Source organism: Castellaniella defragrans 65Phen (assembly GCF_000612685.1).
Classification (GTDB): Bacteria; Pseudomonadota; Gammaproteobacteria; order Burkholderiales; family Burkholderiaceae_B; genus Castellaniella; species Castellaniella defragrans.
Genome location: NZ_HG916765.1, coordinates 3,672,567 through 3,689,249 on the forward strand (window position 1 = coordinate 3,672,567; position 16,683 = coordinate 3,689,249).

16 protein-coding genes are annotated in these 16,683 nt (G+C 70.0%); 6 read left to right on the plus strand and 10 right to left on the minus strand.

Annotation, left to right across the window (positions count from 1 at the left end; all coding sequences use genetic code 11):
- The first annotated feature begins 1 nt into the window (after window position 1).
- The 4 genes from tolB to BN940_RS16385 all read left to right on the plus strand — a co-directional run bounded on the left by tolB (window position 2) and on the right by BN940_RS16385 (window position 3,439).
- Window positions 2-1,309, plus strand: coding sequence for a Tol-Pal system beta propeller repeat protein TolB (gene tolB / locus BN940_RS16370; protein ID WP_043684747.1), 1,308 nt, complete (start codon window positions 2-4; stop codon window positions 1,307-1,309).
- Window positions 1,310-1,349: 40 nt separating this feature from the next.
- The gene (gene pal / locus BN940_RS16375) at window positions 1,350-1,841 is read left to right on the plus strand and encodes a peptidoglycan-associated lipoprotein Pal (protein ID WP_043684750.1); all 492 of its coding nucleotides are present in this window, start codon (window positions 1,350-1,352) and stop codon (window positions 1,839-1,841) included.
- 72 nt (window positions 1,842-1,913) lie between these two features.
- Window positions 1,914-2,588, plus strand: a complete 675-nt coding sequence (gene ybgF / locus BN940_RS16380) for a tol-pal system protein YbgF (protein ID WP_043684753.1) — start codon at window positions 1,914-1,916, stop codon at window positions 2,586-2,588.
- An 11-nt stretch (window positions 2,589-2,599) separates the two neighbouring features.
- Window positions 2,600-3,439 (plus strand): alpha/beta fold hydrolase, encoded by an 840-nt coding sequence (locus BN940_RS16385; protein ID WP_242404221.1) that lies wholly within the window; start codon window positions 2,600-2,602, stop codon window positions 3,437-3,439.
- Window positions 3,440-3,463: 24 nt separating this feature from the next.
- On the opposite strand, the gene BN940_RS16390 is transcribed toward BN940_RS16385, so the two are convergent.
- On the minus strand, window positions 3,464-3,997 hold the full coding sequence (locus BN940_RS16390; protein ID WP_084330744.1) for a copper chaperone PCu(A)C: 534 nt from the start codon (window positions 3,995-3,997) through the stop codon (window positions 3,464-3,466).
- 144 nt (window positions 3,998-4,141) lie between these two features.
- On the opposite strand from BN940_RS16390, the gene BN940_RS16395 reads away from it, so the two are divergent.
- A complete protein-coding gene (locus tag BN940_RS16395) occupies window positions 4,142-4,615 on the plus strand; it encodes a PaaI family thioesterase (protein ID WP_052355969.1) in 474 nt (157 codons plus the stop codon).
- Between the two features lie 166 nt (window positions 4,616-4,781).
- Here the strand turns inward: BN940_RS16395 and BN940_RS16400 are convergent, their stop codons facing one another.
- The 9 genes from BN940_RS16400 to BN940_RS16440 all read right to left on the minus strand — a co-directional run bounded on the left by BN940_RS16400 (window position 4,782) and on the right by BN940_RS16440 (window position 15,655).
- Window positions 4,782-5,864: a BMP family ABC transporter substrate-binding protein gene (locus tag BN940_RS16400; protein WP_043684756.1), complete on the minus strand. Its 1,083-nt coding sequence runs from the start codon at window positions 5,862-5,864 to the stop codon at window positions 4,782-4,784.
- Window positions 5,865-5,888: 24 nt separating this feature from the next.
- Window positions 5,889-6,806, minus strand: coding sequence for an ABC transporter permease (locus BN940_RS16405; RefSeq protein ID WP_043684759.1), 918 nt, complete (start codon window positions 6,804-6,806; stop codon window positions 5,889-5,891).
- A gap of 4 nt (window positions 6,807-6,810) precedes the next feature.
- Window positions 6,811-7,875 (minus strand): ABC transporter permease, encoded by a 1,065-nt coding sequence (locus tag BN940_RS16410; RefSeq protein WP_043687849.1) that lies wholly within the window; start codon window positions 7,873-7,875, stop codon window positions 6,811-6,813.
- Window positions 7,868-9,424, minus strand: a complete 1,557-nt coding sequence (locus BN940_RS16415; RefSeq protein ID WP_043684762.1) for an ABC transporter ATP-binding protein — start codon at window positions 9,422-9,424, stop codon at window positions 7,868-7,870. The genes BN940_RS16410 and BN940_RS16415 overlap by 8 nt, the downstream gene beginning before the upstream one ends.
- Before the next feature lie 232 nt (window positions 9,425-9,656).
- Complete coding sequence (leuE, locus tag BN940_RS16420) at window positions 9,657-10,292, minus strand: leucine efflux protein LeuE (RefSeq protein ID WP_043687852.1); 636 nt, start codon at window positions 10,290-10,292, stop codon at window positions 9,657-9,659.
- 41 nt (window positions 10,293-10,333) lie between these two features.
- On the minus strand, window positions 10,334-11,575 hold the full coding sequence (locus BN940_RS16425) for an NAD(P)/FAD-dependent oxidoreductase (RefSeq protein WP_052355970.1): 1,242 nt from the start codon (window positions 11,573-11,575) through the stop codon (window positions 10,334-10,336).
- Complete coding sequence (locus tag BN940_RS16430) at window positions 11,575-13,578, minus strand: LodA/GoxA family CTQ-dependent oxidase (RefSeq protein WP_043684765.1); 2,004 nt, start codon at window positions 13,576-13,578, stop codon at window positions 11,575-11,577. Before BN940_RS16430 ends, BN940_RS16425 begins: the two co-directional genes overlap by 1 nt.
- A gap of 57 nt (window positions 13,579-13,635) precedes the next feature.
- Window positions 13,636-13,932 (minus strand): twin-arginine translocation signal domain-containing protein, encoded by a 297-nt coding sequence (locus tag BN940_RS16435; RefSeq protein ID WP_043684768.1) that lies wholly within the window; start codon window positions 13,930-13,932, stop codon window positions 13,636-13,638.
- Window positions 13,933-14,146: 214 nt separating this feature from the next.
- Window positions 14,147-15,655 carry an acetyl-CoA hydrolase/transferase family protein gene (locus tag BN940_RS16440; RefSeq protein ID WP_043684771.1) on the minus strand — a complete coding sequence of 503 codons (1,509 nt, stop codon included), beginning with the start codon at window positions 15,653-15,655 and terminating at the stop codon, window positions 14,147-14,149.
- 107 nt (window positions 15,656-15,762) lie between these two features.
- On the opposite strand from BN940_RS16440, the gene BN940_RS16445 reads away from it, so the two are divergent.
- Complete coding sequence (locus BN940_RS16445; RefSeq protein ID WP_043684774.1) at window positions 15,763-16,680, plus strand: LysR substrate-binding domain-containing protein; 918 nt, start codon at window positions 15,763-15,765, stop codon at window positions 16,678-16,680.
- Window positions 16,681-16,683 lie beyond the last annotated feature (3 nt).

The window sequence follows — 16,683 nt, forward strand, 5'->3', positions numbered from 1 at the left end:
CATGACCGTATTCACAGCCTCCGGCTTCATCGGACGCCTCTGGCGCCGCGCCGCATCGGCCGGCCTGGGCCTCGCGCTGGCCGCCGCGGGCGCCTCGGCGGCCCACGCCCAGTTGCGCGTGGACATTTCCGGCGTCGGCGCCACCCAGTACCCGATCGCCATCGCCGATTTCGCGGGCGCGGCCAGCGCCACCTCGGCGCCCGAGGTCATCCGCGCCGACCTGACCCGCTCCGGCCAGTTCCGCCTGATCGGCGCCTCCGGCGCCGGGCTGGACGTCCAGAGCAAGATCGACTACGCCACCTGGCAGGCGCGCGGCGCGGACTACCTGGCCTACGGCACCGTCGCGCAGAATGGCGGCCAGTACACGGTCAGCTACCGGCTGGTGGACAACGTGCGCAAGACCGAGCTGGACCAGGCGTCCTACAGCGGCACCGAAGCCGAGATGCGCCGCATCTCCCACCGCATCGCCGACCGGATCTACGAAAAGATCACGGGGGTGCGCGGCGTTTTCTCCACCCGGATCGCTTACGTGTTGCAAACAAGCAACGGTTATGAGTTACAAATTGCTGACGCCGACGGGCAGAATCCGCAGGTGATGCTGCGCTCGAAGCAGTCCATCATCTCCCCCGCGTGGTCGCCGGACGGCTCGCGGCTGGCCTACGTCAGCTTTGAATCGGGCAAATCCGTGATCTACGTGCAGACGCTGGCGACCGGCCAGCGCCAGCCCATCTCCAATTACAAGGGCAACAACAGCGCGCCCGCCTGGGCGCCCAACGGCCAGCGCATGGCGATCGTGCTCTCAAGAGACGGCATTTCGCAGATTTACACCATCAACACGGATGGATCGGACCTGCGCCGGGTGATGCGCTCGCCGCTCATCGACACCGAGCCGCACTTCACCCCCGACGGCCAGTCCCTGGTATTCACCAGCGACCGGGGCGGCAGCCCGCAGATCTACAAGGTGCCGGCCGGGGGCGGCGACGCCCAGCGACTGACCTTCTCCGGTAGTTACAATATTTCACCTAGGGTATCGCCGGATGGACAACAACTGGTGTACGTTACTCGCAGAAACGGTGCCTTCAGGATTGCAAGCCTCGCCTTGAACTCGGGTTCCGAACAGATTCTGACGGACGGCCCGGACGACCAATCCCCCAGCTACGCGCCCAATGGAATGCAGGTGCTCTACAGCGCCATCCAGAACGGTCGCAGCGTGCTGGCGGTGACCTCGATCGACGGGCGTGTGCGCCAGACCCTGTCGGTGCTCAACGGCAAGGTCCGCGAGCCCGCCTGGGGCCCTTTCACTGACTGATTTTTTCGTGTGACTCTTCTTTCTTAATAAAGGACATTAAATGAGCTCGCGCATCACCAGGACCCTGACCATCGCCGCCATCGCAGCTTCGCTGGCCGCCTGCAGCTCCGTGCCGCTGGACCAGAACGGCGCAGGCAACGGCTCCGATTCGGCGTCCGCTGGGCAGATCATGGATCCCTTCAATCCGCAAAGCCCGCTCGCGCAACAACGCTCGGTCTACTTCGACTTCGACAGCTACACGGTGCCGGAACAATACCGCAGCGTCGTCGAAATGCATGCCACCTACCTGGCTGGCCACCAAGGCCAGAAGGTCCGCGTGGAAGGCAACACCGACGCCCGCGGCAGCACCGAATATAATCTGGCCCTGGGCCAGCGCCGTTCGGACGCCGTGGCGCGCATGATGACCCTGCTGGGCGTCAACGCCAACCAGATCGAAGCGATCAGCTTCGGCAAGGAACGTCCCAAGGCCCTGGGTAACACCGAAGCCGATTACGCCGAGAACCGCCGCGCCGACATCAACTACCAGCGTTGATCGCCAGACACGCAGCGACAGCGCCGTAGCGGCCCCCGCTACGGCGTTTTTCATTGAAGAGACGGAAGATCCATGACCGCAACGACCCATCGCCTGCACGCCCTTCCCGCCGCCATCCTGCTGGCCCTGACGCTGGCGGCGCCCGCCGCCCAGGCCTTTTCCGACGACGAGGCGCGCCGCGCCATCCTGGAACTGCGCACCCAGATCAAGCAGTTGAACGAGCAGAACCAGCAGGCCCGGCTGCAGCTGGCCGACCAGATGGATCTGCTGCACCAGGAGATCGCCTCGCTGCGCGGCCGCATCGAAGAACTGAGCCAGCGCGCGCCCTCGGCCGACGCCAACCCCAACGCGCCCCAGACCCCGCAGGCCGGCGACCCGCAGGAGCAGGCCGCCTACGAGGCCGCCGCCGACCTGTACCGCAACGGCCGCTACAAGGAAGCCGCGTCCGGCTTCGCCACCTTCATCCAGTCCTACCCCGACAGCGCCCTGGCGGGCGACGCGCTGTTCTACCTGGGCAGCAGCCAGTACGCCTCCAAGGACTTCAAGAACTCCATCCAGACCATGCAGACGCTGGTGAAGAACCACCCCGACGATCCGCGGGCGCCCGACGCCCTGCTGGTGGTGGCGGCCGACCAGATCGAACTCAACGACATGAAGGGCGCCAAGGCCAGCCTGCAGCGCATCATCAAGGACTACCCCGGCAGCGCGTCGGCCGAGACGGCCAAGAGCCGCCTGAAGCTGCTGTAATCCATCCCGCGATGCCGGCCCCGCGCACCGACCTGCCGCACCACGTCCTCCCCCTGCCCGACGGCCGCCTGCACTACACGCAGGCCGGCGCGGGCATGGGCGTGGATGCGGGCGCGGGCGCGCCGATCCTGCTGATCCACGGCTCGCTGTGCGACTACCGCTACTGGCGCTGGCAGGTCCCGGCCTTCGCCGAAACGCGCCGCGTCATCGCCCCCAGCCTGCGCGGCTGCTGGCCCGAGGCCCAGCCCCACCCGCAGGCGCAATACGCCGTCGAGCGCCACGCCGGCGACCTGGCGCAGCTGCTGCGTGCGCTGGGCGCGCACGGCGGCGCGCACGTGGTGGGCCATTCGCGGGGCGCCCAGGTGGCGCTGGCCCTGGCGCTCCAGGCGCCGCAGCTGTGCCGCTCGCTGACGCTGGCCGACCCCGGATTCCGCTACGCGGACGAGCCCGAGACGCCGGTCTTCTACGCCGACGCCGTCCGGCGGCTGCGGGACGGCGACACCGAAGGCGCGATCGAGCAGTTCATCGACACGGTGAACGGCGCCGACACCTGGCGCAGGATGGTCGGCTGGTTCAAGGACATGGTGCGGGACAACGCCGCGACGCTGCTGTCGCAGGTCCGCGAGGCCAACCTGCCGGTGGATCCGCGGGATGCCGCCGCCCTGTCCTGCCCCGTGCTGCTGGTCGGAGGCGCGCAGAGTCCCGCCAAATACGGCACCCGCCAGGACCGGCTGCAGCAGTTGCTGCCGCAGGCCCGGCGCGCGCGCATCGCCCTGGCCGCCCACGGCATGAACCTGGCCAACCCTCGGGCCTTCAACCGCACGGTCCTGGAGTTCATCGCGCAGGCCTGAGCCGGCCGCGGGCCGATCAGCGGATCAGTGCTTCATCTGGCCGGCCGCGCCATGCCCGCCCGCGCCCGACATGGCCTTGGGGGACTTGACCTCGCAGGTCGTGGAAAAGCCTTCGCCGTTGGCCAGCGTGAAATCCACCCGCACGGAATCGCCGACCTTCAGCCCTTCGCGGGGCTGCTCCAGCATGAGGTGGTAGCTGCCGGGCTTGAACACCAGGCCCTTGCCCGCCGGGATGTTGACCTGGTGGACCATGGCCATCTTGCTCATGCCGCCGGATTCGGTGGTTTCGTGCAGCATCACCATGCCGTAGTCGGGCGAATGGGCGCCCGTCAGCACGGCGTCTTCCGCGCCCGTGTTGTGCGCCACGAAGAAGCCGCCCGAAGGCGCCGGGGCCGGGATCAGGCGGATCCAGCAATCGGACGCCGTCACCGTGGCGGAGGTCTTGGCCGGCGTGGCGGCGGGGGCGCCGTGCGCGGGCTGCTGGCCATGCCCCCAGGCCGAGGCCGCCAGCAGCAGGCCGGCCGAAATTCCCAGTGTGCGCGTCAAAGTTTTCTTCATTTCACTACCCAATGATGTGGCTCGCAGTCCGCCTGGGCGGCCCTGCGGCGGGACCGGCCGGACCGCCGGCCGGAGCGGCCGGGCGGCACCTGCCTGACCCGGCCGGGCCAGTGTACTATGGGCTTTTCGACTCTTCTTTGCGCCATGTCCAAGCCGCTTGAAATCGTCGCCGAAACCGAAACCCCCGATGCCGGGGCTGCGCAGGCCCGCATCGGCCTCGATGAATTCCGCGAACTGCTGGACCGGCTGCATCCCTTCGCCGCCGTGCTGGGCATCGAGATCCTGGACATCGGCTACGGCCGGGCCACCCTGCGCCTGCCCCCCAGCCCGGCCAATCAGCGGCTGGGCGGCATCGTGGCCGGGCCGATGCTGATGGGCCTGGCCGACCTGGCCCTGTACGCGGCCGTGGTCGGCGCCACCGGGGTCGCCGAGTCGGTCACCGCCAGCCTGACGATCAATTTCCTGCGGGGCGCGCCGGCCGGCGGGATCATCGCCCGGGCCCGGATCCTGAAAACCGGCCGCATGACGGCCGGCGAAGCCCTGCTGCTGCCCGAAGGCGGCGGCGACCCGGTGGCCCAGGTCGTCAGCACCTGGTCGGTGCCTCGAAAGTCGGGCTAAGAACCCTTTTTGCCGCCGGGCCGCCCCAAGGCAAAAAGCGCCCCCTCGGGAGGATGAACCCGGACGCGGGGCAGTCCCTGCGGACTGGCCTGCGCCTGGTGAATCCGAGCGGCATGCAGGCCGCGAGGTGGATGCAAGCGGCCGCAGGCTGCGCAGCGTGGGGGCTCTAATTCTTCGTCAATTTCCCGACGACGCCTTCGACGTAGTAGTCCATCGCGTTCAGGCCCTTGTCGTCGAGCGCGCCTTCGGTCAGCACCACCTTGCCTTCGTTGGTCCTGATCGGCGCGGCGAAGACGTTCAGGGAGCCGTCGGCGATGGCGTCTTCCTTGGCCTTGAGATCGGCCTTCAGGGCGTCGTCCACGGCCGGGCCGAAGCCTTCGAGGGCGACCATGTCTTCCTTGAAGCCGCCCCAGACCTGATCGGACTTCCAGGTGCCGTCCAGCATGGCCTGGGCTTCGCGGGTGAAGTACGGCCCCCAATGGTGGGTGACGGCGGCCAGCTGGGCCTTCGGGCCGAACTTCAGCATGTCGGAGTGGTAGGCGATGGCCCACTTGCCGCGTTCCTCGGCCGCCTGCACGGCGGCGGTGGAATCGGTGTGGTGGGTGACGATGTCGGCGCCCTGGTCCAGCAGGGCCAGCGCGGCGTCGCGCTCCTTGCCCGGATCGAACCAGCTGTTGACCATGATGACGCGCACCGTGGCGTCGGGCTTGACGCTGCGCAGGCCGCGCGTGAAGGCGTTGATGCCCTGCAGGACCTCGGGGATCGGGTAGGCGCCGACGTAGCCGACCACGCCGGTCTGGGTCTTGTGCCCGGCCAGGATGCCGGCGACGTAGCGCGCCTGGTAGAAGCGGGCGTTGGTGGTGGCGACGTTGGGCGCGGTCTTGTAGCCGGTGGAGTGGACGAACTTCACGTCCGGGAACTGCTTGGCGACCTTGATGGTCGGGTTCATGTAGCCGAATGAGGTGGTGAAGATCAGCTTGTTGCCCTGCTGGGCCAGGTCGCGGATGACGCGCTCGGCGTCGGCGCCTTCGGGCACGTCCTCGACGTACTGGGTCTTGACCTTGTCGCCCAGCTGCTGCTCCATGTACTTGCGGCCCAGGTCCTGTTGCCAGGACCAGCCGGCCTCGCCCACCGGGCTGACGTAGACGAAACCGATCTTCAGGGGCTCGGCGGCGGCGGGGCCGGCGGCCCAGAGGCAGGCCGCGGCGGTGGCGGCGGCCAGGGTTTGACGAAACAGGCGGGTTTTCATGGGAAGGGTCTCCGTGGACGACGATCAATGATTCGGGTTGAACACGCGCCCGAGCGACGCGGGCATGTTGATGCGGATCCAGTTCACGTTGCGAGAGATCAGGACCAGCACCAGGATGGTGGCCAGGTAGGGCAGCATCGACAGCAGCTGCGAGGCGATCGGCACCCCCAGCGCCTGCATGTGGAAGGTCAGGATGGTGATGCCGCCGAACAGGTAGGCCCCGGCCAGCACCCGCAGCGGGCGCCAGGTGGCGAACGGCGTCAGCGCCAGGGCGATCCAGCCGCGGCCGGCGACCATGTTCTCGACCCACATCGGCGTGTAGACCAGCGACATGAAGGCGCCGGCCAGGCCGCAGCAGGCGCCGCCGAACAGCAGCGCCACCAGGCGGATGCGGCGCACCGGGTAGCCCAGGGCGTGGGCGGATTCGGGGGACTCGCCCACCGCGCGCAGGACCAGGCCGGCGCGCGTGCGGTAGAGGAACCAGCTCAGCCCGACGGCCAGGGCGAGCGCGCCGTAGACCAGCGGATGATGCTGGAACAGGGCCGGCCCGACGAAGGGCAGGCCGGCCAGGCCCGGCACCGCCCAGGACGCGGCCTGGATCGTGGCGCCGACGTAGGGCAGGCCGATGGAGGCGGACAGGCCCACGCCGAACAGGGACAGGGCCAGGCCGCAGGCGATCTGGTTGGCCCCCAGCCAGACCACCAGCCAGGCGAACAGGCCGGCCAGCAGGGCGCCGGCCCCGGCGCCCGCGAGAAAGCCCAGCCCCGTGCTGCCCGACTGCACGGTCACGGCGAAGCCCAGGGCCGCCGCCACCAGCATCATGCCTTCCGAACCGAGGTTGATGACGCCGGAGCGCTCGTTGACGAGCAGGCCCAGGGCCGCCAGCATCAGGGGGGTGCCGGCGTTCATGGCGGCCGCGATCAGGGGAGCCAGTACGTCCATGGTGTCAGCGCCTCCAGCGCAGGCGTTGGTGGATCAGCACGTCGCAGGCCAGCAGCGAGAACAGCAAGATGCCCTGGAAGATGCCGGTGATGGCGCTGGGCATGCCCAGCCGCGTCTGGGACAGCTCGCCGCCGATGTAGAACAGGGCCATGACGAAGCTGGCGAAGATCACGCCCACGGGATGCAGCCGCCCCACGAAGGCGACGATGATGGCGGCGAAGCCGTAGCCCGGCGAGACCGAGGGCGTGAGCTGGCCGATCGGCCCCATGATTTCACAGGCGCCGGCCACCCCGGCCAGCGCGCCGGAGCCCAGCATGCAGCCCCACAGCGCGCGGCGCGAGGAAAATCCGGCGTAGCGCGCGGCCAGCGGCGCCAGGCCGCCCACCGTCAGGCGGTAGCCGGCGAACAGGCGGGCCAGCAGCAGCCAGGCCGCCAGCGCCGCCGCCAGCGCCAGCCCGAGCCCCAGGTGCAGGCGCGTGCCCGGCCACACCGGCAGCAGGAAGCCGTCGTCGAACAGCCGCGACTGCGGGAAGCCGAAGCCGTCCGGATCGCGCATCACGCCGTGCACCAGGTAGCTGAGCAGGAGCTGCGCGACGTACACCAACATCAGCGACACGAGGATCTCGTTGGCGTGATAGCGGTCGCGCAGCCAGGCCACCAGCGCCGCCCAGACCGCGCCTCCCAGGGCGCCGGCCAGCAGCGCCAGCGCGATCATCAGCGGCCCGCCCCCGCCGCCCGTCCCGTCGTCGAAGCGCAGGATGAAGGCGCCGGCCACGATCGCGCCGACGACCAGCTGGCCTTCCGCCCCGATGTTGAAGATGTTGGCGCGGAAGCACAGCGCCAGGCCGACCGCGCACAGCAGCAGCGGCGCCATCTTGACGCCGATCTCGGCCCAGCCGTGGCCGCTGGCGAGCGGCTCCACGAAGAAGACGGCCAGGCCCTCCAGGGGCGGCCTGCCCACGGCCAGGAACATGAAGACGCCGCACAGCGCCGTCAGCGCGACCGCCATCAGGGGCGACAGCCACACCATCCGGCGCGACGGCTCGGCGCGGGAGACGAGCTCAAGCATGGGCGGCCTCCGCGGCGGCGTGGCCGGCGTCCGGCCCGGCGGCCGCATCGGCCCCGGGCCACAGGCCGCTCATCCACTGGCCGATCCGTTCGCGCGTGGCCTCGGCGCGGGCGATGGGGGGCGACAGCCGCCCCTTGGCCAGGACGACCAGGCGGTCGGACAGCTCGAACAATTCGTCCAGTTCCTCGGAAATCAGCAGGATGGCGCAGCCGGCGTCGCGCAGCGCCAGGAGTTCGCCCCGGATCTGCGCCGCCGCGCCCACGTCCACCCCCCAGGTGGGCTGGGCGACGATCAGCAGGCGGGGCTGGCGCACGACCTCGCGGCCGACGATGTATTTCTGCAGGTTGCCTCCCGACAGGCTGCCGGCCAGCGCCTGCGGGCCGGCAGCCTTGACGTGGAAGCGCTCGATGATGCCGGCCGTGATGCGGCGCACGGCCCCGTCGCGGATCCAGCCGCGCCGCACGGTGTCCGGCCCCTGGTGCGAGAGCAGCAGGTTGCGCGCCAGGGACAGTTCCGGCACGGCGCCGCGCCCCAGGCGTTCCTCGGGCACGAAGGCCATGCCGCGCATGCGCCGCCAGGCCGACGAGCGGTGGCCGACGGGCTGGCCGTCGAACAGGATGCTGTCGCGCGCCGCGCGCCTGTCCTCGCCCGAGAGCGCGCCCATCAATTCCTGCTGGCCGTTGCCGGACACGCCCGCCACGCCCAGGATCTCGCCCGCGTGCAGGTCCAGGTCGATGCCCGCCAGCGGCGTGGCGAAGGGATGCGCGCGCGGCAGGTCCAGGCCGCGCAGCCGCAGCAGCACCGGCCCGGCCGCCCGCACCCGGTGCTCGTGCACCGGCAGGTCGGCGCCGATCATCAGGCGCGACAGGCTGGCCTCGGTTTCCTGGCGCGGGTCGCAGACCCCGGTCACCCGGCCGGCGCGCATCACCGTGCAGCGATGGCACAGGGCGCGGATCTCGTCGAGCTTGTGGCTGATGTACAGGATGCTGCAGCCTTCGGCCGCCAGCTGGCGCAGGACCTCGAACAGGCGCAGCACGGCCTGCGGCGTGAGCACCGAGGTCGGCTCGTCCAGGATCAGCAGGCGCGGCTTGCCCAGCAGGGCGCGCACGATCTCCACGCGCTGGCGCTCGCCCACCGACAGGGTGTGGACGTGGCGGCGCGGCTCGACGTCCAGGCCGTATTGCGCCGCCGTGGCGGCGATGCGGGTTTCGAGGGCCCGCATGTCGGTGTCCGGCGGCAGGCCCAGGGCGATGTTCTCGGCCACCGTCAGGGTGTCGAACAGGGAGAAATGCTGGAACACCATGCCCAGGCCCAGGGCCCGCGCCGCCGCCGGATTGGCGATCCGCACTTCCTGGCCGTCCCAGTGGACCGTGCCCTCGTCCGGGCGGACCACGCCGTAGATGATCTTCATCAGGGTCGATTTGCCGGCGCCGTTCTCGCCCAGGATGGCGTGGATCTCGCCGGGCTCGACGGTGAGGTCGACCGCGTCGTTGGCCCGGACGGCCGGGTAGGCTTTGCTGATGTTTCGTAAGGCCAGTCGCGGTGGCATGCAGGCATCCTGTTTGAATCGTTCGTGAAACACCCGGGATGCGAAAAATTCTACTCAGGATGCGCAAGCCCACCTAAAGGGGATAAACCCCTAGCCTGAGAGGGCAAGCGCGATCCGCCACCGCAACGCCAGAGGGGCGACGGGCGGATGACACCGGTACATCACTCGATATGAATGATCGGTATTATTGCACGATGATGAGGCCCCGTGCCGAAGGCGGCGCCGGGATGTTTCAGGCGTCGAAGGCCATGCGTCCGGCGAACCACAGGAACAGCAGGCCGACCATTCCGCTGCCCGCGCGCGCCAGGCCCTGGCGGCGCCGGAACGCCGCCGCCAGGCGCGCGCCGCCGAAGATCAGGACGGACAGGTACAGCAGGCTGCAGGTCTGCAGGATCGCGGCCAGGATGAGGAAGGACAGGGCCGGATGCGGATAGGCCGGATCCACGAACTGCACGAAGAACGACAGCAGGAACAGGATCGCCTTGGGATTGAGCAGGCTGAGCAGCAGGGCCTTGCGGAAAGGGCTGCCCGGACCGCCGGAAATCGTGTGCGCCTGGGCCGGGCCCGGGCGCCAGGCCGACATCAGCAGCCGGATCCCCAGGTACGTCAGGTAGACCGCCCCGGCGGCCTTCAGGGCGAAGAACACCATGGGCAGCAGCCGCAGCACCGAGGCCGCGCCGGCGGCCGTCAGGGCCATCAGGATGGAATCGCCGACGAACACGCCCAGGGCCGCCTGGTAGCCGGCCCGCACGCCGCGCCCGGCGCCGGTCGCCAGGACGAACAGGGAATTGGGCCCCGGCAGCAGCACGATGAAAATGGTGCCGGCCAGATAGGTCCAGACATTCAGGACGCCGTATTGAGACAGCATGATGGGGTTCGCCCGGGCCTGCGGCACCCGGCCTTTTCGGTTCAGACAGGCGTCATTGTATCGGCACGGACGGGGTCCCAGGCGGCCGCATCCTGCCGGCGCCGCCAGAAGGGCGCGTCGCGCCAGCGCGGCTGGCTCGCATAGTAGAAGCCGAGCTGCGCCCGATAGGTTTCCCAGGCGCGCGCCTGCCGCTGCGCATACTGGCGCAGCTGGCGGGCGCGCTCGTCCGCCGCGCGGCCGCCGTCCTGCGTGTCTTCCTGGAGCAGGTCATGCGCCGCGTGCCCGGCCTGGCTGCCGGTGTCCAGCGCCTTCCAGATGCCCTGCGAAGACAGGGGATCGTACGCCTGCGCCGCATCGCCGGCGGCCAGCCAGCCCTCGCCGCAGAACGCGTCCAGGCGCTGGCTGTGCGCGGGCGCCCCGCGCACGGGGCCGCGGGCGGCGTAGGCGCGGTCGCGCAGCAGGGGCCTCAGCAGCACGGAGTCCCGCAGCAGGCGGTCGAAGCCCGCGGCGCTGGCGGCATCCCTGGCCGCCGGGGTGTCGCGGTCGCCATGGAACACCACCAGGCGCCTGGATCCGGCGCCGGCGGCGTGCAGGCGGTTGCTGTACCACCAGCCCTGCGGCCCGGCCTCGATGCGCGTGAGGCGGTCCTCGTCGGCGAGCGGGCTGTCGTACCAGCGGGCATAGGCGAACAGCCGGTCCAGCCTGGCATGGCCCACGCCCAGGGCGCGGCCCACGGCGGCCTGCCGGCCCGAGCAATCCAGCAGGAAGCGCGCCCGGCAGCGGCGCTGCCCGCCAGCCACCGCCACGGTCGCCAGCCAGTCCGCCGATCCGTCCGCCGCGCGCGCGCACGAGACGAAGCGCGCGCCCGTCAGCAGGGTGGCGCCCATGCGCGCCGCGCGCCGCCGCAGGGCCTCGTCGAAGGCGACGCGATCCACGCACAGGCCGTGGCCGACCGGCGTGAAGAAGAAATCCGTCGTCTGCGGCGCGGCATCGGCCCAGACCGAGAGATTGCCGGCCGTCCGGAAGAACGCCAGGTCGTCGGGAAAGGACTCGGGCTCGCCGAGGAAATGCCGCACCAGCCCCAGCGCCCCCGGCGCGATCGACTCGCCCAGCTTGAAGCCGTGCGCCACGCTGCGATCCAGCAGCAGGACGCGCCGGCCGAAGCCGGACAGCACCATGGCGGCGGCGCTGCCGGCCGGCCCCGCGCCAACGATGACGACGTCCCAGGCGGCCTCGGAACCGGCGCCGCCATCGCTTTCGGGCCCGGGCAGGCCGGCCGGCATCAGCCGCCCTGCTTGGCGGGCGGACGATCCAGGGCGGGGTCGCGCTGCTGTTCGACGAATACGATCTCGCCGTTGTCGTGCACGACGCCGCCGTCGGGGCCCTTCAGCGGCAGCACCATGCCGAGCTTGGGCCAGGCATACACCATCTGGTCGTAGCCGTCCTCGGAGGACAGGGGCTCGCCCTGCTCGTCGTAGCCGCGGAACCATTCCCGGTGGGTGCGGGACTGGTCCTTGGGATCGTACTGGAAGACGACGTCCGGCCTTTGCGTCGGCCACCAGGCCGTGTTGCACGACCAGAAGTCCCCGTGCCAGGGGCTGGACATGTAGGCGCTGAGCTCGCCGGGCTCGATATCGCCGGCCACCCGGAACGGCGCCGCGAATTTTTCCCGGTAGATCACCAGATAGGGGAATTCGATGCCGGGGTGGAAGCCCCCGCCGATGGTGGGCTCCACCGCGGCGGCATCCAGGGCATGCGGCTGCTCCTGCAGCGGCAGGCGGTCGAGGGGCACGGGCTCCTGCGGCGTGCCGGTCTCGAAATCGCCGTCCGCCCACGCTTTCAGGTGGCGCAGCTGCCAGTCGGTCAGGCTGAGGAACTGGTTGGGGAAGTGGTCGCCCAGCTGCTGGTTCTGCAGCGGCTTGCCCCCGGTGCCCCAGAGCTTCGGCATCTTACGGTCGTCGACCTCGACGGCGAATTTCGGATCCTTCCAGCTGGTGGGGCGCTGCGGCGGCGCCGGCAGCAGGGAATCCACCAGGCGGCCGTTGGGGCCGGAGGCGTGGCGCATGAAGCCATAGATGCGCTGGCGCAGCGGCTTCATCGTTTCGCCGGGATCGGCCAGCGCGGCGACGTAGCCCGGGCTCAGGAGATTGCCCGGCTGCCTGGGGCCGTGCGCCAGGTCCTTGGTGTGCGCCTCGACTCCCGCCGCTTCCGCGCTGACCCAGCCGTAATTGACGGCCTTGGCGAAGAGCGGATGGATGTCGCGGTAGAAGACGGTCTTTTTTCCCCGGTGCGGATAGGCTTCGGGGAACGCCTCGTAGATGCGGTCCAGGATGGACACCACGTGGAGCATGTGCGGTGCGTACTTGGGCGGCGCGGTGATGATCCAGGCGCCCTGCGCCGGATTGCGCCGGCCCTCGTCCTCGGCCTTGCTCACGCCGTCGCGCGTGCTGAGGACGGTGCCGTCCTTCAGGGTGACGGTGACGTCGATTTCGCCCCCGCAGGTGTCGTCCCACCAGCCGGGAATGTTGAAGTAGGCGAACTGGTTCGTCAGCGGGTCCGTGCCGCCCCGGGGACCGTTGGGCGCGTCGTGGAATTCGCTGGGGTTGGACAGGGCCACGCGGGGCGTGGTGACGCATCCGCCCTTGCCGGGCGAGGCCACGAACAGCAGGCGGCCCGCCTCGTCCAGCCGCAGCTGGCCGAGCTCGATGTCGTGCGCCGCCTGGTAGGTGACCTCGACTTCCTTGGAGATGTCTTTCGGCACGAAGCCTTCGTAGCGCAGTTCGCCGGGCAGCGTGCCCTTTTCGACGCCCGTGAACACGCTGCCCTTCAGGACGACCGGCTGCGCCTGGCCCGTCGAGAGGGTCTGCACGCCCGGATCGATGATGAGCTGGGTGCGTTCGCGCGGCTTGAGGCCGGGCTGGATGCCCGGGTTGCGCAGCTTGTCGGGGTCGAACAGGTAGGCGCCCTGGAAGGCGTAGTTGGCCGCCTTCATGTTGCGCACATGCACCCGCCAGCGCATGGACCGGACCTCGCCCGAACCGGCGGAGAGCTCGCCGATCACGGCGCCCGCCTCGTCGTAGGCATACACGCGGTAGCGTTGCGCCTGGCGCTTCAGGCGCTGGGCGCCGTCGCGATACGCGCCGCCTTCCGGGCCGGGGCCGCCCTGCCCGCCCGGATCGGGCACGATGCCGGGCGCCTCGGGACCGATGAAGAATTCGTCGCTGTCGCCCATGCGGGCCAGGCCGATGCCTGGATGAATGCGGATGCTCTTGATGGCTGCTGTCACGCGGCGTCTCCGATCTTGTTGGATGAAATCAGGGGCAATGGCAAGACCGCGGCCCGCTCAGGCGCGCGTCGTCGCCACGACGTGCCAGTCGAACAGATCCTGCGAGACGACCCGGTAACAGGTGCCGGCATGCTGGATGTCGGCATGGACGAGGCGGCCGTCGCAGCGGTGGCTGCGCACGGAAAAGCCGCCGCCGAAGCCGGCCTTGATGGATTTTTCGATTTGCGCGGGGCTCGGCCCGGCGGAGGAATGGGCGTCCGGTCCCGGGAGCCGCGACGCGCCCGCGAGTCCGGGGAGCATCATCGCGCTCGCGGCGCCGCATGCCTGCATGAAACGTCTGCGCTGGCTGTTCATATCACCTCAGGTTCAGGGAATCCACGATGGATCGACAACGGGAGGGAAAAACGGTCTGGCCTGCGGCAGCAGGCTTCGAGCTTTAAGGCAGATCAATTCTAGAGGGTGCCACCGGAACTGTCGAGGCACGCGGCGCCCCCGACAGGCACGCGGCGCGCCCCCGCCCCATGCCGGAGGGGGCCGCCCGGGACCGGTGCGCCGGTCCCGGCCGCGTTCAGGCACAGGCCATCTGCTCGCTGCGCATCGATCCGGTGCGGGCATGGCGTTCGTGCCAGGACAGGGCCTCGCCGACGAGGTGCGGGGTGTGGCCTCCCTGCGCGCGGGCGCGCTGGAAGTAGTCCATCAGTTCCTCCCGGTAGTCCGGGTGCGCGCAGCATTCGATGACGCGGGGCGCGCGCTCGCGCGGCGCCAGGTTGCGCAGGTCGGCCAGGCCCCATTCGGTCACCAGGATGTCCACGTCGTGCTCGGTGTGGTCCACGTGGGCCACCATCGGCACCACGCTGGAGATGTCGCCGCCCTTGGCCACCGACTTGCTCACGAAGATCGACAGGTGGGCATGGCGGGCGAAGTCGCCCGAACCGCCGATGCCGTTCATCATGCGCGTGCCGCCGACGTGCGTGGAATTCACGTTGCCGTAGAGGTCGAATTCCAGCGCCGTGTTGATGGCGATGATGCCCAGGCGGCGCACGATCTCGCAGTGGTTGCTGATTTCCTGGGGACGCAGCACGATGCGCCGGGCGTATTCGTCCAGGCGCTCCATGAAGCGCCGGTACACCGGTTCGGACAGGGTGATCGACGAGGCCGAGGCGAACGACACCCGGCCCGCGTCGATCAGGGCGATGGCGCTGTCCTGGAGGACTTCGGAATACATCCGCAGGTCGCGGAACGGCGCGTCCACCAGCCCGTGCATGACCGCGTTGGCGATGGTGCCGATGCCCACCTGCAGCGGCAGCAGCGTATCGGACAGGCGGCCGGCGGCCACCTCGCCTTCCAGGAAGCCGATGATGTGGCGGGCGATCGCGCGGGTGTCCGCGTCGGGCGGCTGGACGCTGGAGGGACTGTCGGGGTGGTGGGTGACGACGATGGCGGCGATGCGCGCCGGGTCGACGGGAATCGCCGGCGTGCCGATGCGCTGGTCCGGCTCGGTCAGGGGAATGGGCTGGCGCCCGGGATAGGCCTCGGGCACGTAGATGTCATGCATGCCCATCAGGCCCGTGGGCATGCGGGTGTTCAGCTCGACGATCACGCGCTCGGCCTGGGCGACGAAACTGGCGGAATTGCCGACGGACATGGTGGGCACGATGCCGCCGTCGGGCAGGATGGCGGCCGCCTCGACCACGGCGATGTCGATCTTCGGAATGTGGCCCGCGCGCAGCTGCTCCACGGTCTCGGACAGGTGCTGGTCGATGAACATGACCTGCCCCTCGTTGATCCTGCGGCGCAGCCGGGCGTCGGACTGGAACGGCAGGCGGCGCGCCAGCAGCCCGGCCTCCGCCATGAGACCGTCGCTGTCGTTGCCCAGCGAGGCCCCCGTGATCAGGTTCAGCCGCAGCGTCTCATGCCGCGCCCGCTCCGCGAGGGCGGCGGGCAGGGCCTTGCAGTCCCCGGCGCGGGTGAAGCCGCTCATCCCGACCGTCATGCCGTCCCTGAACAGGGCGGCGGCTTGCGTCACCGTTATGATCCTGGATCTCAACTCGGCGCATTGCAGGCGTTCCATCATCATGGTCTCCTCGTCTATTGGTGCGATGATGAGCCGAGAATATCATCGCCAATATTCATGAAATCCATGGGTACAATTCCATTCATTCATGATCAGGAGAGCCAGCCACGATGGACCTGCGCGCGCTCAGCTACTTCATCGAGACCGCCCGGCGGCAGAACTTCACCCACGCCGCCACGGCCCTGGGCGTCACGCAATCGACGATCAGCAAGATGATCCGCCAGCTCGAGGACGAGATCGGCGCCCCGCTGCTGGACCGGGAGCGGCGCCCGGCGCGGCTCACCGACATGGGCCGCGTGGTCCTGGCGCGCGGCCAGGACGTGCTCGCGGCGCACCGGGCCCTGCTGCGCGACATCGCCCGCACCCAGGCCCTGGAACTGGGCCGGCTGGACCTCGGCCTGCCGCCGATGATCAACCGCCTGTTCACCGCGCCCCTGAAGGAATACCGCCAGCGCTATCCGAAGATCGAGGTCGCGCTGCACGAGGACACGGGGCGCGCCATCGAGCGCCAGGTGGCCGAAGGCCGGCTGGACCTGGGCTTCAGCCTGATGCCGGTGGCGCCGGAGCTGGGCCTGCGCCCGCGGGTCGTCGCCCGGCACCGGATCCTGGCCGTCGGCCAGCCCGGCCTGATGCGGCCGCTGCCGCCCGCGCCCCAGGTCCGTGACCTGCGCGGCCAGCCCCTGGTCCTGCTGGACGACGACTTCGCGCTGGCCCGCCTGCTGGACCGGCAATTCCAGGCCGCCGGCTTCGAGCCGCTGATCGCCGCCCGCAGCGGCCAGTGGGACTGGACCCTGTCCATGGCGCAGGCGGGGATGGGCATCGCGCTGCTGCCCGAGCCCTTCATCCGCACCCCAGAGGATCTGGGACTCGACGCCCGCCCCCTGGGGCCCGACACGCTGAGCTGGGACATCGCCCTGCTGGCGGCGGCCTGGCCGATGCTCGGCCACGCCGCCCAGGCCTGGGTGGACCTGTGCAGCAAGCACATCGACGGCCCCTGGCCGCGGATGGAGGACGGCGTGCCGGACTGAAGC